Below are 18731 nucleotides of genomic sequence, written 5' to 3'. Positions count from 1 at the left end.
CCCATGATCCCGAAAAAGTCGGTTTCGGAAAAGATCATGGTCAAACAAGAATGGATCGTCTGCAGCGCTACAGCCGGTGCTGAATCAGCGCCCTGGTCTCGGCGATCCTGCCCTCGTCGCGGCGATAGAACGTCCACTGCTTGATACGTTTGCTGCGCAGAAGGCCCGCCTGGGTCAGCACCCGCATATGCTCGCTGAGCGTCGCCTGGGTAATCCCCAGCTTTTCGGCGATCAGCAGCGCGCAGACGCCGTCCTCGACCAGATCGCCATCCGTCTGCGGCGGAAAATGCGCGCGCGGATCCTTCAGCCAATCGAGGATTTGCAGCCTGCGCTCGTTGGCGATCGCCTTGAAGACATCAACCTCTTGCATTTAGCCATTTTGCTAAGTTACTAAGTGATGTCAACCCTTGGGAGCAGACCATGCTGAACGGCAATAGCATCACCCGCGAACGCATCGCCGCAATGGAGCCGCGCATCCGGCCATTCGTGCGCCACACGCCGGTGCTGCGCGTCGACATGGCCGATTTCGGCCGTCCGCCTCTTGGCATCGACCTGAAGCTCGAATGCCTGCAGCATTCCGGCTCGTTCAAGGCGCGCGGCGCCTTCACCAATCTTCTCGAGCGGCCGGTTCCCGAGGCTGGAGTCGTCGCGGCATCGGGCGGCAATCATGGTGCCGCGGTCGCCTACGCCGCCATGCGGCTTGGCCACAAGGCAACCATCTTCGTTCCCGAAGTCAGCCCGCCGGCCAAGCTGGAACGGATCCGCGGCTATGGCGCCGAGTTGGTCGTCGGTGGCGCACGCTATGCCGAAGCGCTGGCCGCCAGCGAAGACTTTGCCGAAAGGTCCGGCGCGCTGCAGATCCATGCGTTCAACCAGGAGGAAACGCTGATCGGGCAAGGCACGCTCGGCCTCGAGATCGAGACCGACCTGCCTGAACTCGACACGCTGCTGGTCGCCGTCGGCGGCGGCGGCCTGATCGGCGGCATCGCCGCCTGGTTTGCCGGCCGCATCAGGATCATCGCCGTCGAGCCGGAGGGCGCGCCGACGCTTCATCGCGCCTTCGAGGCCGGCCGGCCCGTCGATGCGCCGACTGAGGGCATCGCCGCGGATTCGCTGGCGCCGAAGCGCGTCGGCGAAATGATGTTTCCGATCGCCGAGGCCTTCGTCGAGCGTTCCATACTGGTCAGCGACGACGAGATCATCGCCGCGCAGACGGCGCTTTGGGACCGGGTGCGAATCATCTCCGAGCCGGGCGGCGCCGCGGCCTTCGCGGCGCTCCTGTCGGGCCGCTACGCGGCGGCTGCGGGCGAGCGTGTCGCCGTGCTGGTCTGCGGTGCAAACGCCGATCCGGCTAGATTCTGACGATAGCGGGGGCAGTCCTGTTCACGTTTTAGGGAACTGCCTCGCCTTCGCCGTGTTTCTTGGTATGTTTGGAGCGACGTGCATCTAAGACTTTGAGTCCTTCGCATCCGATTTTCGGGCCGGTGCGATAGATTTGTGAGGTTCGGGTTATCCCGCCCGAACAGGAAGGGCCGATGACGCAACGACCCACCTTAACCAGCGATCGCAGCCTGGCCGGGCGCCTTGCCGTGAGCCGGCTGGCGACGCGGGTCTCGATGACTGTCGAGCGCGGCTGGCCGTTGCTGCTGCCGCTCGTCATCGTCGCCAGCCTGTTCCTCAGCGTCTCGTGGCTCGGCCTCTTCCTTTTGCTGCCCGACATGGCGCGCATCGGTGTTGTGGCTGTGTTCGCCATCGCAGCCCTTGTCGCGCTCTATCCCCTGCGTTTCTTCCGGGTGCCGTCCAGTGCCGAGATCGATCGACGCATCGAGGCGGCCAACTTATTGCTGCACAGCCCGGTGCTGGTGCAGACGGACCGGCCGAGCGGCAGGGAGAGCATTTTTTCGCAAGCGCTGTGGCGCGAGCACCAGAAACGCATGGCCGAAAAACTCGGCAACCTCGGTGGCGACCTGCCACGCACCCGGGTGCCGGAGCGCGACCCGTGGGGGCTGCGCGCCGTGGCGGCGCTTGTGTTGGTCACGGCTTTCGCCTTCTCGTTCGGACCGTCGGGCGGCCGCATCGCGGACGGGTTCAGTGCCCACGCGGCGCGCGACGCCGTGCCGCCGCGCATCGACGCCTGGGTGACACCGCCGGCCTACACCGGCAGGGCACCGGTCTTCCTCACTTCCCCAGCCCTCGCCAACCCGGCCCTTGCCAGCAATGCCAATCAGGCTGCGTCCACCTTCACCGTTCCGGAGGGCAGCGATGTGTCGCTGCGCGTCACCGGCGGCTCGGGCGAGGAAACGCTGAGCTATGCCGACGCCGACGGCAACGCCCGCACCATCGAGCCGGCCGGGCAGCAGGCCGACGCGGCCAAGCCGGCGGCGGCAACGCCCTCCACGGCAACGCCCTCCACGGTGCGCCAGTTCACCGGAAAGCTGACGGCCAACGGCACGCTGACGCTGAACTCGGGCGGCGACGAACTCGGCAGCTGGGCCTTCGCGGTGATCCCGGACAAGCCGCCACAAATCCGTTTCGTCGGCGAGCCTAAACGCGCCGTCAACGGCTCCTTCGAACTCAACTACCAGATCGACGACGACTATGGCGCGGCCTCCGCCAAGGCGGATTTCATATTGGCCGACCCACCGGCGCCCAATGCGCATCCGCTCTATGGCCCGCCCGAAATGCCGCTGACACTGCCGCGCCGCGGCGTCAAGGGGAATGCCGCCAAGACCACGAAGGACCTGACCGAGCATGTCTGGGCCGGCGGCGACATCAAGCTCAGGCTTGTCGCCACCGACGATGCCGGCCATACGGCAACCAGCGACACCAGGACCCTGGTGATGCCGGAGCGGCCATTCTCCAATCCGCTGGCCAGGGCCGTGATCGAGCAGCGCCGCGCGCTGGCGCTCGACGCCAACGCCAAGAGCCGCGTGCTCGACCTGATGGATGCGATCACGCTCAGGCCCGAAGACACGTTCGACAATATGGCGCACTACCTCGCCATCATGAGCGCCCGCACCCGGCTGAAGATGGCCGACAACGACGACAAATTGCGCGACGAGGTCGCCTATCTCTGGGAGATCGCGCTCGGCATCGAGGAAGGCAATCTTTCGGACGCAGAGCGGCGGCTGCGCCAGGCGCAGCAGGCGTTGCAGGACGCGATCAAGAACGGCGCCAGCGACGAGGAAATCGACAAGGCGATGAAGGAACTGCGCGAGGCGATGAACCAGTTCCTGCAGGAATTCGCCCAGCGTGCGCAGCAGAATCCGAACGCGCCGCAGATGCAGCAGAACGGCCAGGAACTGCGCCAGAGTGATATCGAACGGATGATGGACCAGATCGAGAATCTGGCGAAGTCCGGCGATCGCGACAGCGCGCAGCAATTGCTTTCGCAACTGCAGGACATGATGAACAACCTGCAGGCCGGACGTCAGCAGCAGGGCGGCCAGCAGAACAGCGAAATGCGCCAGCAGATGGACAAGCTCGGCGAGATCATGCGGCGCCAGCAGGAGATGATGAACGAAACCTTCCGCATGGACCAGATGCAGCGCGGCCAGCAACAGCGTGGGCAGAACCGAGACGAGCAGCTCGGCGAGAACGGCGAGCAGGGCCAAATGGGCGAACAGGGCGAGCAGCCCGGCCCAGGCGAAGACCGCGATCCGCTCGGCCGGCCGAAGCCGATGACGCCGGAGGAATTCGCCGACGCGCTGAAGCAGTTGCAGGAAGGCCAGGGCAAACTGCAAAGTGAGCTCGACCAGTTGAGAAAGGGTCTGGAAGGCATGGGGCTCGAGCCCAATGAGGGATTTGGCGAGGCCGGCAAATCCATGGGCGATGCCGAACAGGCGCTTGGCGACAGCGATGGCGATCAGGCGGTCGGTCACCAGGGCCGCGCGCTGGAAGCGTTGCGCAAGGGCGCCAAGGACATGATGAAGCAATTGCAGGCCATGCAGGGCGACGAGGGCGAAGGCCAGCGCGGCGGCCGCCAGCAGAATGCCGACCGCGATCCGCTCGGCCGGCCACGCGCCACCGAGGGTCCAGATTTCGGCGATTCGGTGAAGGTGCCGGACGAGATCGACGTGCAGCGCGCCCGCCAGATCCTCGACGCGATCCGCAAGCGGCTCGGCAACGCGCTCAGCCCCGACATCGAGCGCAGCTATCTGGAGCGGCTGCTGGAGCTGAAGTAAAGCCGGCCTGCTCTAACGGTTGGTGAACGCCTCGCGGATCGCCTCTTCCATGCTGGCGATGGCCTCGCCGGAAGCATTCGGATTGCGCCGCAGCACCACGTTCGAGGAATCGATGTCGCCGAATCCGTCGGCGGCGGTAAGCTCGCGGCAGCCGGCGGGGATGTTGCTGCGCGAGATCGGCGCAATCGCCAGCCCGGAGGTGACGGCAAGCCGCAGGCCGCCATTGGTATCGCTGGTATAGGCGACACGATAGGCGAGACCACGCTGTTCCAGCGACTTGATCGCAAAATCCTTGCACCAGCCGGCGCGATTGTAGAGCGCGATCGGCACCGGCCGCTCCTCATGCATATGGTGCAGCTCCGACGTCACCCACACGGTCGGATCATGCATCAGCACCTCACCGCCGGAGAGGTCCTGCCATTCGAACACCACCGCCAGATCGAGCTCGCCGGCGGCGAGCGCCGCGATCTGCGCACCGGAATGCGCGTAGCGGACGGTGATGTCGACCTGAGGATGGCGCTTGGCAAAGGCGCCGAGCGCGCGCGACAGGATCGCGTGGCCATATTCCTCCGGAATGCCGATGCGCACCGGTCCGCCAAGCGGCGCCGCGACCATCGATGCCGCCGTCTCGTCCAGCAGCGACACGATGCGGCGGGCGTTGACGATGAGCTCGCCGCCGCGGCGCGTCAGCGCCACACCCCGCGAGCCGCGCTCGAACAGGCTGTCGCCGACCATATCTTCGAGCTTCTTCATCTGCATCGAAACCGCCGACTGGGTACGGCCGGCCTGCACCGCAGCCTTGGTGAAATTGCCGGCGTCGGCGACCGCGACGAACGTGCGCAGCAGATCGCTGTCGAGCGTGGGCTTCATTTGTCCGCCATAAGAAAATCTGATCGCTGGCATCATTCCAATTCGTTTGCAACATGTCAAACGGCGGATAATAGTCGCTTCACCCATTGGATACGCGGCTGCGAAATCGGCTGCGGACCAAAAAAGTCCTCACTCGTACCCGCTGCCCGAAATGGTGGCGGGTTCTTTTTGATGCAGGTCGCCCAAAAGCATGTCCTCGGGCCTGACCTTGGCCCTGACCCGAGGGTGCGAAGCGGTTTTGGGCGATATGCATAAACAAAGTTGCGCGGGCCCGGCTCTCGGGCCGCGCACGCAAGGAGCCGTCGAACGACATGCAGAACCGGATCGTCCTCGGCATGGCAAGCCTTTGCCTCGGCGTTCTGGTGTTCTCGCTCCAGGATCCGCTGATCAAGGCCGTATCGGGCACCTATCCGGTGACCGAGGTGATGGCGATCCGCTCGATCGTCGCCCTGCCCATTCTTCTCGTGCTGGTTCATGCCGATGTCGGGCTCAGGGCGATCTTTTCGAAGCGGTTTCGCATGCTGACGATGCGCGCCTTGATCCTGTTCACCTCCTACACGCTCTACTACCTGGCGATCGCCGCCCTGCCGCTTGCCGACGCGGTGGCGCTCTATTTCATGGCACCGCTGTTCATCATGGCGCTTGCCGGCCCCTATCTCGGCGAACGGGTAGCGGGGCAGACGCTGGTCACCGTCATGGTCGGCATGCTCGGCGTGCTGGTGATGCTGCGACCCGGCGCCGGGCTGTTCGACTGGGCGGCGCTGCTGTCGCTGGCCTCGGCGGTGCTGTACGGTTTTTCGCAGTTGATGGCCCGCAAGATCGGCGACACCGAATCATCCACAGTCATGGCGTTCTATCAAAACGGCGTCTATCTCCTGGGCGCTGCGGCGGTCGCCGGGCTGTTCTGGTTGGCAGGAATAGCTCATGCCACGCATCCGAGCCTCGAATTCCTGGTCAGGCCATGGATCTGGCCGACGTCAATCGACTTCCTGACGATGGCCGCCTGCGGCGTCGTGGCTTCGGCCGGGATGATCCTGTTGTCGCAGGCCTACCGGCTGGCGCCGGCCAACGGCGTCGCCACCTTCGAATACACCGGCATCATCTGGTCGCCGCTGTGGGGCTTCCTGTTCTTTGCCGAAGTGCCGCGATCGACCACCGTCATCGGCGCCGCTCTCATCATCGGCGCCGGTCTGTTCGCGCTCAACGCCAGCCGGCGCCGGAACAGCGCGCCGGCAATCGCAGCGACCTGCGATCCGGCATGACTGCGCGGAATCTTAAGCGAAACAGGCGAGCGCCTGTTCGACGCGCGCGCGGATTTCGGCCAGCGTGAACGGCTTCTGCACGACGTCCACAATGACGCCGTTCAATTCCTCGGCGCGCTCGCGCTGGTCGGCATAGCCGGTCATCAGCAAGATCTTCATCGCCGGGAAAAGCGATGCAGCCGCCTTGGCCATTTGGATGCCGTCCATCTCCGGCATCCGGATATCCGAGACGACAAGGTCGTAGCCGCCACGTGCAGCGCGGATCAGGGCAAGCCCTTGCGCGCCGTCGGCGGCGATGTCGATCATATGCCCGGCGCGTTCGAGCGCGCGAGCAGCGAGGGTGCGGACGGACTCATCGTCCTCAACGATCAGGAGCTTTGCCATAGCCGAATGTTGGCGTGGAAAAGTTGACTTTTCCTGAACCGCAACCGCATCGAAGATAAATCTAGGCGTCGCCCTTGACGACGCCGACAAACGGCAGTTCGCGAAAGGCGTGGGCCACATCCATGCCATAGCCGACGACGAAATAGTCGGGGCAGTCGAAGCCGACATAGTCGGCGTTGAGCGTGGTCTGGCGGCGCATGCGCTTGTCGAGCAGCACGGCGATGGCGCAGCTTTTGGCGCCGCGCGACAGCATCAGGTCGCGGGTGAAGGACAGCGTCTTGCCGGATTCGAGGATGTCGTCGATCAACAGCACGTCTCGGCCGGCGACCTCATTGTCGATGTCGCGCAGCACCCTCACCTCGCCGCTGGTGGTGCCGGCGCCGTAGCTGGAGATGAAGATGAACTCGACCTCGGGCGACAGGCCGACATCGTGCATTGCGCGGATAAGGTCGGCGGCGAAGATGAACGATCCCTTCAGCACCGAAATCACCAGAAGGTCGTGATAATCGTGCCCGGCGATCTCCTTGGCGAGCTCCAGATTGCGGCGGGCGATCGCCGACGCCGAAAACAGGACCTCGATATCCTTGCCGCGCACGATTGGCATTGGCTGCCCTTTCAGAAATGATCGCCGCTAATTGGCGAAGCTGACCGAGACGGTCTTGACCCCGTTTTTAGGCACGTCGAGCCGGCTGGAAAAGCCAAATCTTTCGCCGGGCGCCAGCGAACGGTTAAATGTCGCCAGCCTGTAACGGGTTGTGCGCCTGTCATTGCCGGTGACCCGGACTTCCAGCGGTGGCAATGGCGACGGGCTGGCGCCGTCATTCGCGGCCTCGCCACCGACGAACAGGACAGGTTGCGGCCCGGACGCATCGATACGCGACGTAACGCCTGAAATGGTCAGGGCAGCGCCCGCTTGTCGCGCCGCCAGAAGAAGCGGCGTCTGGCGCACCAGTGCGTGCCCGCCCGAGATCCAGAAGGCTGCAAACGCGGCACTGAGGCCGGCGATCCAGAAGATCGGCCCGCCGCGCGACGCCCGCAGCCGTTCCATCGCCGCTACCGGCTTGCGCAGCATGTCCATGCCTTTGATCGATGGCGTGGTGATCACGCGCAAAAGCGGCGGTGAAACGCCCGTGCTGACGGTCAAACGCGGCAGCACCTCGTAGTCGGCGTCGACGATGTCACCAGGCGGATCACGCATGATGCGTGCCGGCGCAGGATTTGCGGCCGTATCGGTCATGATTTCGCCGGAAACCGGGCGCGCGGTTCGATCGTCAGCCATCGCGGCCCCAGCACTTCGCACTTGTTCGCTCTTCGTTTCTTATGCGTAAATGGAAATGGTTAACGTTTCCCCCGGAAACCCCTTGTGACGCGCCCAAAAAACCCCAAAATTAACCGCCGGTTAACCATGCCGGCCGATGGTCTTTTCTCAGAGAAGGCTGCCTCGTCGCCGCCGCAAGTTTCAGGTCGTCGAACGTGATCCGCTTCGAAAATGTCGGCCTCCGCTATGGCATGGGTCCGGAAATCCTCCGCGACATTTCCTTGCACATACCGGAGCGCTCCTTCCAGTTCCTGAGCGGCCCTTCGGGCGCCGGCAAGACGACGCTGCTGCGGCTTTTGTTCATGTCGCTCAAGCCGACGCGTGGGCTGATCACCATCTTCGGCAAAGACCGCTCGCGCATCTCGCGCGCCGAGCTGCCGCATCTGCGGCGGCGCATCGGCGTGGTGTTCCAGGACTTTCGCCTGCTCGACCACATGACGACCTATGAGAATGTGGCCTTGCCGCTACGCGTGCGCGGGCGCGAGGAGGCCAGCTACCGCACCGATGTGACCGAGCTCTTGAAATGGGTCGGCCTTGGCGAGCGCATGCATGTGCTGCCGCCGGTGCTGTCGGGTGGCGAGAAGCAGCGCGCCGCAATCGCCAGGGCGCTGATCGAGCAGCCCGAAATCCTGCTCGCCGATGAGCCGACCGGCAATGTCGATCCGCCGCTGGCGCGACGCCTGTTGCGGCTGTTCATCGAACTCAACCGGCTGGGCACCGCCGTGGTGATCGCAACGCACGACCTCGGCCTGATGGAACAGGTCGACGCACGCCGCATGATCCTGTCCGGCGGAAGGCTGGATATCTATGACTGATCTTTCCGCTCGCCATGTCGAAGACCAACACGCTGACAGGGCTGGGACGCAGCGCGTTCAGCGCAAGATGGCGCCGATCGTGCCCGCCCAGAACATCGCCGGCCGGGCGCTGGTCCTGGTGATCGCCATCATGACGTTCCTCTCCTGCCTGACCTTCGGCGCGGTGACGCTGGTGCGCGACACCGCCTCGGTCTGGGAGAACCAGATCTCACGCGAGGCGACGATCCAGATCAAGCCGATGGACGGTCTCGACATCGAGGCAGCACTTGCCCAGGCCTCGCAGATCGCCGGCGAATTCCCTGGCGTGAAGAGCGCCAGGATCGTCGACCGCGATGCCACGGCGCGGCTTTTGGAGCCCTGGCTGGGTTCGGGTCTCAACATCGACGAGCTGCCGGTGCCGCGTCTGATCATCGTCACCATAGACGAGACCAACCCGCCCGATTTCGCCGCAATGCGCGCCGCGATCACGCCGAAACTGCCCAGTGCCTCGCTTGACGACCATCGCACCTGGGTCGACCGGCTGGTCGCTATGGCCCGCACCACTGTGACCATCGGCATCGCCGTGTTGGCGCTGATGCTGGCGGCAACCGTGCTGACCGTGGTGTTCGCGACGCGCGGCGCCATGGCCGGCAACGGCCACATCATCGAGGTGCTGCATTTCGTCGGCGCCGAAGCGCGCTTTATCGCGCGCGAATTCCGCCACCACTTTCTCGTCACCGGCATGAAGGGCGCCGCCGCCGGGGGTGCGGCGGCGGTGTTCGTCTTCATTGTCTTCTCGTGGTGGTCGTCGCGAAACATGGCGACGCCACAGGCTGATCAGGCGACCGCCCTGTTCGGCAATTTCGCCATCGGTTCGGCGGGCTATCTCGGCGTGGTTCTGATGGTGCTGGTCATCGGTGCGCTGACGGCGGCAACCTCCCATGTCACCGTCGTCACATATCTAAGCGACATCGATGTCCGCCAGCCGGACGCAGGGTGATCACGAATAGAGAATTAGCGTAACGAAATTTGTGCTTTCCGACCTACTAAACGCCGTATTTCGGAGTTAACGATACGAACGATGGACGCGCGCGACTCGACCGGAATGGCTGGACAGTTGCCCTTGGTGATCACGCGTTCAAGCGAGCGCGTCAAGCCCGGCCGATTGGCGAGCGCGCTACGCATGTCAGCTTTCTTTCTGCTCGTGCTGGCAACGTTGTTTGCCGGCGGCTTTGGCTGGTTCGCCAGCACCGTCAGCCGTCTAGCAACGCCCGCCAATCCGGCAAGGGCCGATGCCATCATCGTGCTGACCGGCGGCCATTCGCGTCTCGACGCGGCCATGGGCCTGCTGGCGTCCGGCAAGGGCGAGCGGCTGCTGATCAGCGGCGTGCATCCTTCCGCCAGCCGCCGCCAGCTTCAGGTCGCGACCCGCGGCGACAAGGAATTGTTTTCCTGCTGCGTCGACATCGACCGTGCCGCGCTCGACACGATCGGCAATGCCGAGGAAAGCGCCAAGTGGGTGGAAGACCACGCCTATGGCACCGTGATCCTCGTCACCAACAACTATCACATGCCGCGCAGCCTGCTGGAAATGGGCCGGCTGCTGCACAAGGCCAAGCTCGAGCCCTATCCGGTGGTCAACAGCAATCTTGGCAATGGCGGCTGGCTGACCAAGCCGAGAGCCTTGCGCGTGCTGTTCACCGAATACAACAAATATCTGCTGGCGCTGGCGCGCGGCATCGTGCCGGTCAAGCCAACGCCAACCGGCATCGCGCTGGCCGAGGCTGTTGCGCCGAACTGAGCCGATCTGGAACCGGCAGCGCTATCATTCCTTGAGAGTGGCGCTTGAGATGCTGCGCAGCCGCGCGATCTCGTGTTCGAGACGTTCGATACGCTTGTCCCGCTCGGCCAGCGCCGCCGCCACATCGGCCGCTTCGAAACGCTGTGGAATGTGCTGCGGGCAATTGGAATCCCAGGCCGAAACCGTGAACAGGATGATCTGCTCCGGGCGCGCCTTGTAGCCTTCCGGCATCAGCTTCGCCATCAGTTCGGCGTCCTGCTCGACGACCCGCGCGCTGCCCCAGATCTTGATGCGCTGCCGATGCGCATAGTCGATCAGGAACAGGAAAGCGCGCGGGTTGTCGTCCAGATTGCCCTGGGTGATGAATTGCCTGTTGCCGGAGAAATCGGCGAAGCCGATCGTCCACTCGTCGAGCACCTTGAGGAAGCCGGCCGGCCCGCCGCGATGCTGGATGTAGGGCTGGCCCTCACCATTGGCCGTCGACAGGAAGACGCTGGTCTGCGCCTCGATGAAGGCGGCGAGATCGGGCGTGATATCAGCTTGCCAGCTGCCGCGCTGTTCGACGCGGGCATAGGCCTCGCGTGAGCCTTTGCGGGTCTGGATCGCCTTGACGGTTGGCGTAAAGGCGACATCGCTGGTGAAGACGTGAGCATTCATGGAAGGCCTCCTTTGAAGCAGAGCTGGGAGCCAGAGCCAGCGAAGAGATAACGCCTTCCATCTTCCGGATGCAGATGGCATTAATGCAATCATACCTTCCATTTTCCGGGAGAAAGTATGGATCGCCTCGGGGCCATGTCACTTTTCGTCGCCGCGGTGGAGGCCGGCAGCCTTTCGGCCGCCGGGCGCCGTTTCGGCATCCCGCTTGCAACGGTCAGCCGCAAGGTCTCCGACCTGGAGCGGCATCTGAAGACGCGTCTTCTGAATCGCTCGACGCGGCAGCTGACGCTGACCGACGCAGGTCACGCCTACCTCGCTGCCTGCCATCGCATTCTCGACGAGGTCGGCGAGGCCGAGCGGACCGCCGCCGGCGAATACAGCGCGCCGACGGGTGAACTGATCATCACCGCACCGATCGTCTTTGGCCGCCTGCATGTGCTGCCGGTCGTCACCGGCTTTCTCGCTGCCTACCCCGAGGTGGCTATTCGGCTGATGCTTGCGGACCGGATAACCCAATTGACCGAGGAGCACATCGATCTCGCCGTCCGCATCGGCCAGCTTCCCGACTCCAGTCTGGTGGCCACCCGCATCGGCTCGATTCGGCGCGTTGTTTGCGCGAGCCCTGCCTATCTGGCCGAGCACGGCACGCCGCGGACGCCGAAAGACCTCGCGGCACACGACTGCGTCACCTTCGAGGGACTCACCGCTCCCGCCGCATGGACTTTTGCCACGGGCAAGACCGAACTCACCGTTCCGATCCGCTCACGGCTTCGGGTCAACACCGCGGAAGCGGCGATCGATGCCGCGATTGCCGGCATCGGGTTGACGAGGGTGCTTTCCTACCAGATCACAGCTGCAGTGCGGTCGGGCACCCTCCGCACCGTGCTGGAGGCATTCGAGCCGCAGCCATGGCCGGTCAGCCTCGTGCATGCCGGCCAGGGTCTGTTGCCGGTGAAACTGCGTGCGTTCCTCGATTTCGCCGCCCCACGCCTGAAGAAACGGCTGGTGCAAGAGACGTGGCAGACCTGACGAACGGGCCATCGCACGGTTTCCTTTTTGCCCGCGCTTGGTGTAACCAACGCACACCTCCTCACCGGGCTCTTCCTGCATGCTTTATGTCCGCTCGCTGGCGTTCAACTTCGTCTTCTACGTCAATCTGATCGTCCAGATGATCCTCTGGACCCCGTACTATTTCCTGTCTCCGCGCCACCGTGCCTGGTTCGTGCCGAAATTCTGGTCACACACCAGCATGTGGCTCTATGACAAGATCGCCGGCACCAAAAGTGAGATCACCGGCCAGGAAAACCTGCCCGAGGGTTCCTTCATCCTGGCGCCGAAGCACCAGTCCTTCTGGGACGCGATCGCCTTTTTCCCGTTCCTGCAGGATCCGATCTACATCCTCAAGCGGGAACTGACCTGGATCCCGTTCTTCGGCTGGTACATCCTGAAAATGCGGATGATCCCGGTCGACCGCGGCAGCCGCTCGAAGGCGCTGAAAGCGGTGGTCGCCGCGACCAGGCAGGAGCTGGCGCGCAATCCCCGCCAGCTGATCATCTATCCCGAGGGCACGCGCCGGGCGCCGGGCGACGAGCCGGCCTATAAATACGGCATCGTCGAGCTCTATACCCAGCTTGGCATTCCGGTGGTGCCGGTCGCCCATGTCGCCGGCCTCTACTGGCCGCGGCGGAAATTCCTGCGCTATCCCGGCACGATCAAGGCCCGCTTCCTGCCGCCGATCCCGGCGGGTTTGGGCAAGCAAGAATTCATGGAACGGCTGATCGGCGAGACGGAAGCCGCCTGCGACCAGCTGCTCATCGAGGCGTCCCAGGCGCCAAACCCGCCGCCAATGCCGCCGACGGCGGTAAAGCGGCTGGGGGAACTTTGCTCCGATACCCCGACCTGACCATCTAAGCTTGCGGCACTGTCCCCTAGCGAATCACAGCCAGCGCCGTGGTCAACACCAGTGTTGCCGCGAACGTCAGATTAATGATCCGCGAGGCCAGCGGCTGGCGCAGGAACCGCGCAAACGCTGCCCCGGCGAGAAGCCACAGGACATGGATGGCGACGATCATCGAAGCGAGGACCGCCAACCTGAGCCCTGCATCGAGCTCACCGGCGGACGACGTGCCGGCAAATACGGCGGCAATCGCCACATAGGCTTTCGGGTTGGCGACGGCCAGAAGAAACCCGCCGAGGAATGTGGGACGCGCCGCCCCGCCGCTACGCACGGCCAGAGGCGGGGCCGTTGCTATCTTGAAGGCGAGGTAGAGGATGTAGGCTGCGGATGCCACTGCCAGGAGCGGTGTGAGCGTCGGCACAGAGGCGAGCATGGTCGTAATGCCCGTCGCCACCACCAAAAGCACGGCGACCGTACCAAGAATGATGCCCGAGGCATAGCGGAGCGAATCGCGCAGGCCGAAGGCGGCGCCGACGGCGGTGACGCTTATCGTCGCCGGCCCCGGACTGCCCATCACAACCGCCGATGCCAGCACAAGCGCGAGCAATTGCTGCCATAGTTCCGGATGGGAAAAGACCTGTTCGGCCATCTGTATACCAGTATCCAGGCGCGATGCCGGCAAGGGTATGGCAGGGCACACCAGGGCGTCTTGAACGATCGTGCAGGGAGCCTTCCGGCGCAGGCCACGCAGGGTTCTTGGCTGCTGTTTGATCAAGCCGCCGCTTCGCGCTGGCGTCTATGCGCTCGCGCTGTCGAGCTCGGCGATATCGTCCGGACCGAGCTCCAATGATGCGGCGCGGACGAGGCTGTCGACCTGGTCCAGCGTCGTGGCGCTGGCGATCGGCGCAGCTACGCCGGGCCGCGCGATCACCCAGGCGAGCGCCACTTCCGCCGGCTTGGCCGAGTGACGCGCCGACACAGCGTCGAGTGCCGCCAGGACGCGCATGCCGCGCGCGTTGAGATAGTTCTTCACGTCGTCGCCACGCGCGCTTTTGCCGAGATCGGCTTCGCTGCGGTACTTGCCACTCAAAAACCCCTTGGCGAGGCTGAAATAGGTGATGACGCCGATATCCTCGGCCATGCACAGATCGCGCAGCGGTCCATCGAAAGAGGCGCGATCGTAGAGATTGTATTCTGGCTGCAGCACCGAATAGCGCGGCAGGCCCCGCAAGCTTGCCACGTCCAGCGCGGCGCGCAACTGGCCGGCATCGAGATTGGACGCGCCGACGTGGCGGATCTTGCCTTTGTCGAGCAGCTTTTGGTAGGCGCCGAGCGTTTCCTCGTAGGGGGTGGCCGGGTCCGGCCAGTGCGACAGATAGAGATCCACGACTTCGGTCTGCAGCCGCTTCAGCGACGCATCGATGGCCTTTTCGATATAGGCGGCGGAGAGATCTTTCCTGCCCTGCCCCATGTCCGACCCGACCTTGGTGATCACCACGACCTTGTCGCGATTGCCGCGGCTTTTCATCCATTCGCCGATGATCGTTTCGGATTCGCCGCCCTTGTTGCCGGGAACCCAGCGCGAATAGGCATCGGCGGTGTCGATAGCGTTGAGGCCGGCGCCGACGAACCGGTCGAGCAGGTCGAAAGAGGTTTTCTCGTCGGCGGTCCAGCCGAAGACGTTGCCGCCCAGAACCAGCGGCGCGATGGACAGGTCGGTTTGACCGAGACGACGTTTCTGCAAGGCTGATCTCCGTGAGGAAAGGAAAGAGCGGGCGAAAAGCCCGTGACCGGCTTAACCTATGGCGGGCCGCACCGACGTCAAAGGGCCGGCCGACTTTTCCACTGACCAGCGCTTCACAAAGGCGCGAGCCGACGCGCCACCTCTTCCAGCCAGTGGTCGCGAATCCCCAGCGCCTCGAGGTGTTCCAGCGTGCTGAGCACGTAGTCCTCGTTCTTTCCCGACTGGCCGACGGCGCCGCGAACGACGGTCGCCGCATCGGCCGCATCGAGCGCGCCGGCATATTGCTCGTGGGTCCGATCGACAACATAGGCGACCGCCGAGACCGTCTCGCCTCCGTCCGTCTCGCCGCCATTCTCGCCCCAACCCTTGTCGGCCTCACGCGTGCCCCCCTTGTCGAGGCGAATGCTAAGCATGCGCTCAAGATAGACATTGGTGACCAACTCGCGCTCGCGCAGATAAGTGATGACCTCGTTGCGCAGATCGCCGGGGACGCGGAAAGCCAGCCCGATGCAGGAGCCGCCGCGGTCGAGGCCGAGCACCAGGCCGGGCCGTTCGCGCGTGCCGCGATGCACGAAGGAGTAGACGCACAGCGAACGGCGGTAGCCGTGAAGGCGGGCGCGCCGCGTCTCGACATGCGCAAATCCCGGCCGCCAGATCAGCGAACCGTAGCCAAAAACCCAAAAATCGCCCATATCGCCAAGCCTGGTTGCAGCACCGTATTGGAATCGGTGTTTTTTCAATCCTTCTCCGTCTACCTGATGTTGCCGGAAACGACAGTCCCCCTCTGCAACACGCGCTAACGAGAGCCGCAGCATGACGTCAAGTGACGAGCGCCCGCCGAATTTACGCCGCCGCCTCTTCTGGCTCGGCGCTTTCATCGTCGTGCTGTTCGGCCTCTACAGTGCCGGCTGGTTTTATCTGGCGGACAAGGTCAAGAGCGAAGCCGGCAAAGCGGTGGCCGAGCTCAACGGCAATGGCATCGAGGCTGACTGCGCCAATCTTATGGTCAGCGGCTATCCCTCGAGCTTCGCCATCTCCTGCGACAGCCTGGCTTATCAGGACGACACCAGGAACGTCGCCGCCTCGCTCGGCAGCCTCAACGCAGTCATGCACATCACCCGGACCCTGTCGCCTGGCGCCGACCTGCGCGGGCCGCTCAGGACCTCCGTGCCGGGGATGGCGCCGCTGTGGATCGACTGGGATGCTCTGCGAGCGAACCTGAAACTGTCCTGGCCCCTGCCCTGGCGCGTTTCACTGGAGGCCGAGCGCCTGTCCGCCCAGACCGATCCGGCTGACGGCACTGACCCGGTCGAGCTGTTCAGTGCCGGGACGGCGGCCGGACAATTGCGTCCGAACGGCCAGGACATCGACTATACCGGGAGCTTTACCGATCTCGAAATCGATCCAGGGGCGATCGATGGCCGCGTGCTGCCGCCGCTCGACGGCAGCGGCGACGTGACGCTGAAGAACGGCATGGCGCTGATCAAGACGCAAGCAAAGAGCCTGCGCGGCCAGGCGGTCAATATCGGCAAGCTCGATCTGTCGTCGGGGACCGCGCGCATCACCGTTTCCGGACCGGTGTCGGTCGGCGCCGACGGTCTGATCGACGCCGACCTGATGATCAAGCTCAGCGACCCGAAGGCCGTGGCGGCAATCCTCGGCAAGGCCATTCCCGAGCAGAAGAGCCAGATCAAGACAGGCTTTGCCGGGCTGGCGCTGCTTGGCAACGAACCGTCGATGCCCCTGAAGATCGTCAAGGGCAAGGCCTCGCTCGGTTTTATCCCGCTGGGCAGGATCAAGCCGGTCGATTAGGCGATGATTGCGAACCTCCAGTTCGGAAAGACCATGGCCAAACAGGAAGATAGATGAACCGCCCGGTGAAGCTCCTGAGTGTTGGCGCGCTGACGCTCGATACGATCCTTCGCGTCGACACGCTTCCGGCGCGTCAGGGCAAGTTCATCGCGTCCGACGGCGTCCAGATCGCCTCGGGCATGGCTTCGAGCGCGGCCTGCGCCGCACGCCGTCTCGGCGCGGAGGTATCGCTGTGGGCGAGCGCGGGAGACGACCTCGTCGGCGATCAGCTGGTCGCAGGCATTGAGGCCGAAGGCGTCGATTGCAGCTTTGTCCGGCGCGTCGCCGGGGCGCGGTCGGCACTGTCGGCCATCCTGGTCGACACGCATGGCGAGCGCATTATCGTTCCGTTCTATGACAAGCTCGCCCAGGCCGACCCCGAAGCGCTTCCCATTCAGGATCTCACCGCATTCGACGCCGTCCTGGTCGACGTGCGCTGGCCGGGCGCGGCAGCTCTGGCCCTGACGGCGGCGCGCGCAATCGGCCGTCCAGCCATACTCGACGCCGACACCGCGCCACGGGCCGTGCTGGAACGGCTGTTTCCGCTCGCCTCGCACATCGTCGCGTCGGAGCCGGCGGCGTTCATCCTCTGCGGTGAGGAGCAAGGCCCGCAGGAGGCCGCTGAGACGCTGGCCAGACGCACCGATGCATTCGTAGCGGTGACCGGCGGCGCAGCGGGAAGCTGGTGGTTCGACCGCTCGTTAGCGTCGGTGCGCCACGTCGCGGCGCCAAGGATCAAGGCAGTGGATACGCTTGCCGCCGGCGACGTGTTTCACGGCGCCTTTGCCGTCGGGCTGGCCGAGGCCATGCCGATCGAACGGGCATTGCGCTTTGCCAGCGCCGCCGCCGCGCTCAAATGCCTGCGCTTCGGCGGCAGGCTGGGCGCGCCGGACAGGGCCGAGACACTGGCGATGATGGCGGCTCACTGGCCGGACTGAGCGCGCGGCCTTTCAAATCGAATCGGGCCGCCGCTCTGTCTTTTGCCTGAGCATCCGAGCCAAAACCGGTACCCACGTTGTGCGTCCGATGCTCTATCCCTTGGCCGGGTGCTCGACTGCCTGCCGGCCAAAGTCCGGTACGTCGATGTCTTGGCCGGCCTCGATGATCGAGCGGCGCACCGCGCGGGTGCGGGTGAAAAGGTCGAACAGCTTTTCGCCGTCGCCCCAGCGGATCGCCCGCTGCAGCGAGGCCAAATCCTCCGAGAACCGCGCCAGCATTTCGAGGATGGCATCCTTGTTGTGCAGGCAGACATCCCGCCACATCGTCGGGTCGGAAGCGGCAAGGCGCGTGAAGTCGCGAAAGCCGGAGGCCGAATATTTGATGACCTCGGACTTGGTCACCGACTCCAGATCGTCGGCGGTGCCGACGATGTTATAGGCGATGATGTGCGGCAGGTGCGAGACGATGGCCAATGTCATGTCGTGATGCTGGGGATCCATCGTATCGATGTTAGAGCCGCAGCGGCGCCAGAATTCCGAGAGCCTTTCCAGCGCTTCGGGGTCGGTGCCGGGTAGCGGCGTGAAGATGCACCAGCGGTTTTCGAACAGTTCGGCAAAGCCGGCGTCCGGGCCCGATTTTTCAGTGCCGGCCAGTGGATGGCCGGGAATGAAATGCACGCCGGCAGGCACATGCGGCTGCATCTGCGCGATGACCGACGCCTTGGTCGAGCCGACATCGGTGAGGATCGCGCCCTGCTTCAGCGCCGGTGCGATTTCCTCGGCGACCTCGCCCGAAGAACCGACCGGCACCGAAACGATGACCAGGTCGGCATCGCCGACCGCCTCTTTCGCATCCGACGTGTAGAAGGAGCCGAGGCCGAGTTGTTTCGCCCGCGCCAGCGTCGTTTCGCTGCGCGTCGAGATGGCGACATGACCGGCAAGGCCTTCGCGATGGATGACGCGGGCCAGCGACGAGCCGATCAGGCCGATGCCGACCAGCGCGATCTTTTCGAACATCGGTGATGTCATGG

General features: G+C 64.4%; 20 protein-coding genes. 10 read left to right on the top strand and 10 right to left on the bottom strand.

Annotated features, from left to right (window positions below; translation table 11 throughout):
• Positions 1 to 67: 67 nt before the first annotated feature.
• Positions 68 to 370 (bottom strand): ArsR/SmtB family transcription factor, encoded by a 303-nt coding sequence (locus AC0L2R_RS25045; RefSeq protein WP_292483815.1) that lies wholly within the window; start codon positions 368 to 370, stop codon positions 68 to 70.
• Between the two features lie 50 nt (positions 371 to 420).
• Between AC0L2R_RS25045 and AC0L2R_RS25040 the strand changes: the two genes are divergently transcribed.
• Both AC0L2R_RS25040 and AC0L2R_RS25035 read left to right on the top strand, forming a co-directional pair.
• Positions 421 to 1362, top strand: a complete 942-nt coding sequence (locus AC0L2R_RS25040; protein WP_473493847.1) for a threonine/serine dehydratase — start codon at positions 421 to 423, stop codon at positions 1360 to 1362.
• A gap of 173 nt (positions 1363 to 1535) precedes the next feature.
• A complete protein-coding gene (locus AC0L2R_RS25035; RefSeq protein ID WP_473512145.1) occupies positions 1536 to 4184 on the top strand; it encodes a TIGR02302 family protein in 2649 nt (882 codons plus the stop codon).
• Between the two features lie 12 nt (positions 4185 to 4196).
• Here the strand turns inward: AC0L2R_RS25035 and AC0L2R_RS25030 are convergent, their stop codons facing one another.
• Positions 4197 to 5054, bottom strand: coding sequence for a LysR family transcriptional regulator (locus tag AC0L2R_RS25030; RefSeq protein ID WP_287296395.1), 858 nt, complete (start codon positions 5052 to 5054; stop codon positions 4197 to 4199).
• A gap of 311 nt (positions 5055 to 5365) precedes the next feature.
• Between AC0L2R_RS25030 and AC0L2R_RS25025 the strand changes: the two genes are divergently transcribed.
• Positions 5366 to 6316 (top strand): DMT family transporter, encoded by a 951-nt coding sequence (locus AC0L2R_RS25025; protein WP_473512144.1) that lies wholly within the window; start codon positions 5366 to 5368, stop codon positions 6314 to 6316.
• Positions 6317 to 6328: 12 nt separating this feature from the next.
• Here the strand turns inward: AC0L2R_RS25025 and AC0L2R_RS25020 are convergent, their stop codons facing one another.
• The 3 genes from AC0L2R_RS25020 to AC0L2R_RS25010 all read right to left on the bottom strand — a co-directional run bounded on the left by AC0L2R_RS25020 (position 6329) and on the right by AC0L2R_RS25010 (position 7979).
• Entirely contained in the window at positions 6329 to 6700 is a 372-nt protein-coding gene (locus AC0L2R_RS25020; RefSeq protein ID WP_027153386.1) for a response regulator, read from the bottom strand.
• A gap of 61 nt (positions 6701 to 6761) precedes the next feature.
• Positions 6762 to 7304, bottom strand: coding sequence for a hypoxanthine phosphoribosyltransferase (hpt, locus tag AC0L2R_RS25015; RefSeq protein WP_023797214.1), 543 nt, complete (start codon positions 7302 to 7304; stop codon positions 6762 to 6764).
• A gap of 27 nt (positions 7305 to 7331) precedes the next feature.
• Positions 7332 to 7979, bottom strand: coding sequence for a hypothetical protein (locus AC0L2R_RS25010; protein ID WP_473512142.1), 648 nt, complete (start codon positions 7977 to 7979; stop codon positions 7332 to 7334).
• 194 nt (positions 7980 to 8173) lie between these two features.
• Between AC0L2R_RS25010 and ftsE the strand changes: the two genes are divergently transcribed.
• The 3 genes from ftsE (at position 8174) to AC0L2R_RS24995 (ending at position 10613) form a co-directional block, all read left to right on the top strand.
• On the top strand, positions 8174 to 8833 hold the full coding sequence (gene ftsE / locus AC0L2R_RS25005; protein WP_023797212.1) for a cell division ATP-binding protein FtsE: 660 nt from the start codon (positions 8174 to 8176) through the stop codon (positions 8831 to 8833).
• Positions 8826 to 9812, top strand: a complete 987-nt coding sequence (locus tag AC0L2R_RS25000) for a cell division protein FtsX (RefSeq protein WP_128168726.1) — start codon at positions 8826 to 8828, stop codon at positions 9810 to 9812. The genes ftsE and AC0L2R_RS25000 overlap by 8 nt, the downstream gene beginning before the upstream one ends.
• Positions 9813 to 9917: 105 nt before the next feature.
• Positions 9918 to 10613, top strand: a complete 696-nt coding sequence (locus AC0L2R_RS24995) for a YdcF family protein (protein ID WP_473512181.1) — start codon at positions 9918 to 9920, stop codon at positions 10611 to 10613.
• A 24-nt stretch (positions 10614 to 10637) separates the two neighbouring features.
• Here the strand turns inward: AC0L2R_RS24995 and AC0L2R_RS24990 are convergent, their stop codons facing one another.
• A complete protein-coding gene (locus AC0L2R_RS24990) occupies positions 10638 to 11270 on the bottom strand; it encodes a pyridoxamine 5'-phosphate oxidase family protein (RefSeq protein ID WP_473512141.1) in 633 nt (210 codons plus the stop codon).
• 117 nt (positions 11271 to 11387) lie between these two features.
• Here AC0L2R_RS24990 and AC0L2R_RS24985 point away from each other — a divergent pair, with 117 nt between their 5' ends.
• A complete protein-coding gene (locus AC0L2R_RS24985; protein ID WP_473512140.1) occupies positions 11388 to 12299 on the top strand; it encodes a LysR family transcriptional regulator in 912 nt (303 codons plus the stop codon).
• A 79-nt stretch (positions 12300 to 12378) separates the two neighbouring features.
• Entirely contained in the window at positions 12379 to 13173 is a 795-nt protein-coding gene (locus AC0L2R_RS24980) for a lysophospholipid acyltransferase family protein (protein ID WP_473512139.1), read from the top strand.
• Between the two features lie 25 nt (positions 13174 to 13198).
• On the opposite strand, the gene AC0L2R_RS24975 is transcribed toward AC0L2R_RS24980, so the two are convergent.
• The 3 genes from AC0L2R_RS24975 to AC0L2R_RS24965 form a co-directional block, all read right to left on the bottom strand.
• A complete protein-coding gene (locus AC0L2R_RS24975; RefSeq protein ID WP_473512137.1) occupies positions 13199 to 13816 on the bottom strand; it encodes a LysE family translocator in 618 nt (205 codons plus the stop codon).
• Positions 13817 to 13963: 147 nt separating this feature from the next.
• Positions 13964 to 14911, bottom strand: coding sequence for an aldo/keto reductase (locus AC0L2R_RS24970; RefSeq protein ID WP_473512136.1), 948 nt, complete (start codon positions 14909 to 14911; stop codon positions 13964 to 13966).
• A gap of 113 nt (positions 14912 to 15024) precedes the next feature.
• The gene (locus AC0L2R_RS24965) at positions 15025 to 15603 is read right to left on the bottom strand and encodes a gamma-glutamylcyclotransferase (RefSeq protein WP_473512180.1); all 579 of its coding nucleotides are present in this window, start codon (positions 15601 to 15603) and stop codon (positions 15025 to 15027) included.
• Positions 15604 to 15724: 121 nt separating this feature from the next.
• Between AC0L2R_RS24965 and AC0L2R_RS24960 the strand changes: the two genes are divergently transcribed.
• Together AC0L2R_RS24960 and AC0L2R_RS24955 are read left to right on the top strand one after the other, a co-directional pair.
• Complete coding sequence (locus AC0L2R_RS24960; protein ID WP_473512134.1) at positions 15725 to 16723, top strand: DUF2125 domain-containing protein; 999 nt, start codon at positions 15725 to 15727, stop codon at positions 16721 to 16723.
• Between the two features lie 53 nt (positions 16724 to 16776).
• A complete protein-coding gene (locus AC0L2R_RS24955; protein ID WP_473512133.1) occupies positions 16777 to 17700 on the top strand; it encodes a PfkB family carbohydrate kinase in 924 nt (307 codons plus the stop codon).
• 93 nt (positions 17701 to 17793) lie between these two features.
• Here AC0L2R_RS24955 and AC0L2R_RS24950 read toward each other — a convergent pair whose 3' ends face one another.
• Positions 17794 to 18729: a prephenate/arogenate dehydrogenase family protein gene (locus AC0L2R_RS24950; RefSeq protein WP_419694883.1), complete on the bottom strand. Its 936-nt coding sequence runs from the start codon at positions 18727 to 18729 to the stop codon at positions 17794 to 17796.
• Between the last annotated feature and the right edge of the window lie 2 nt (positions 18730 to 18731).

Source organism: Mesorhizobium sp. WSM4820 (assembly GCF_055811075.1).
Note: the sequence above shows the minus strand (reverse complement) of the source record. Positions and strands in the feature narration are given on the sequence as shown.

What these genes read in the sequence shown, in the direction of transcription:
- AC0L2R_RS25045 (WP_292483815.1), bottom strand. Translation starts at nt 370, where the DNA reads ATGCAAGAGGTTGATGTCTTCAAGGCGATCGCCAACGAGCGCAGGCTG.
- AC0L2R_RS25040 (WP_473493847.1), top strand. Translation starts at nt 421, where the DNA reads ATGCTGAACGGCAATAGCATCACCCGCGAACGCATCGCCGCAATGGAG.
- AC0L2R_RS25035 (WP_473512145.1), top strand. Translation starts at nt 1,536, where the DNA reads ATGACGCAACGACCCACCTTAACCAGCGATCGCAGCCTGGCCGGGCGC.
- AC0L2R_RS25030 (WP_287296395.1), bottom strand. Translation starts at nt 5,054, where the DNA reads ATGAAGCCCACGCTCGACAGCGATCTGCTGCGCACGTTCGTCGCGGTC.
- AC0L2R_RS25025 (WP_473512144.1), top strand. Translation starts at nt 5,366, where the DNA reads ATGCAGAACCGGATCGTCCTCGGCATGGCAAGCCTTTGCCTCGGCGTT.
- AC0L2R_RS25020 (WP_027153386.1), bottom strand. Translation starts at nt 6,700, where the DNA reads ATGGCAAAGCTCCTGATCGTTGAGGACGATGAGTCCGTCCGCACCCTC.
- hpt (WP_023797214.1), bottom strand. Translation starts at nt 7,304, where the DNA reads ATGCCAATCGTGCGCGGCAAGGATATCGAGGTCCTGTTTTCGGCGTCG.
- AC0L2R_RS25010 (WP_473512142.1), bottom strand. Translation starts at nt 7,979, where the DNA reads ATGGCTGACGATCGAACCGCGCGCCCGGTTTCCGGCGAAATCATGACC.
- AC0L2R_RS25000 (WP_128168726.1), top strand. Translation starts at nt 8,826, where the DNA reads ATGACTGATCTTTCCGCTCGCCATGTCGAAGACCAACACGCTGACAGG.
- AC0L2R_RS24995 (WP_473512181.1), top strand. Translation starts at nt 9,918, where the DNA reads ATGGCTGGACAGTTGCCCTTGGTGATCACGCGTTCAAGCGAGCGCGTC.
- AC0L2R_RS24990 (WP_473512141.1), bottom strand. Translation starts at nt 11,270, where the DNA reads ATGAATGCTCACGTCTTCACCAGCGATGTCGCCTTTACGCCAACCGTC.
- AC0L2R_RS24985 (WP_473512140.1), top strand. Translation starts at nt 11,388, where the DNA reads ATGGATCGCCTCGGGGCCATGTCACTTTTCGTCGCCGCGGTGGAGGCC.
- AC0L2R_RS24980 (WP_473512139.1), top strand. Translation starts at nt 12,379, where the DNA reads ATGCTTTATGTCCGCTCGCTGGCGTTCAACTTCGTCTTCTACGTCAAT.
- AC0L2R_RS24975 (WP_473512137.1), bottom strand. Translation starts at nt 13,816, where the DNA reads ATGGCCGAACAGGTCTTTTCCCATCCGGAACTATGGCAGCAATTGCTC.
- AC0L2R_RS24965 (WP_473512180.1), bottom strand. Translation starts at nt 15,603, where the DNA reads ATGGGCGATTTTTGGGTTTTTGGCTACGGTTCGCTGATCTGGCGGCCG.
- AC0L2R_RS24960 (WP_473512134.1), top strand. Translation starts at nt 15,725, where the DNA reads ATGACGTCAAGTGACGAGCGCCCGCCGAATTTACGCCGCCGCCTCTTC.
- AC0L2R_RS24955 (WP_473512133.1), top strand. Translation starts at nt 16,777, where the DNA reads ATGAACCGCCCGGTGAAGCTCCTGAGTGTTGGCGCGCTGACGCTCGAT.
- AC0L2R_RS24950 (WP_419694883.1), bottom strand. Translation starts at nt 18,729, where the DNA reads ATGACATCACCGATGTTCGAAAAGATCGCGCTGGTCGGCATCGGCCTG.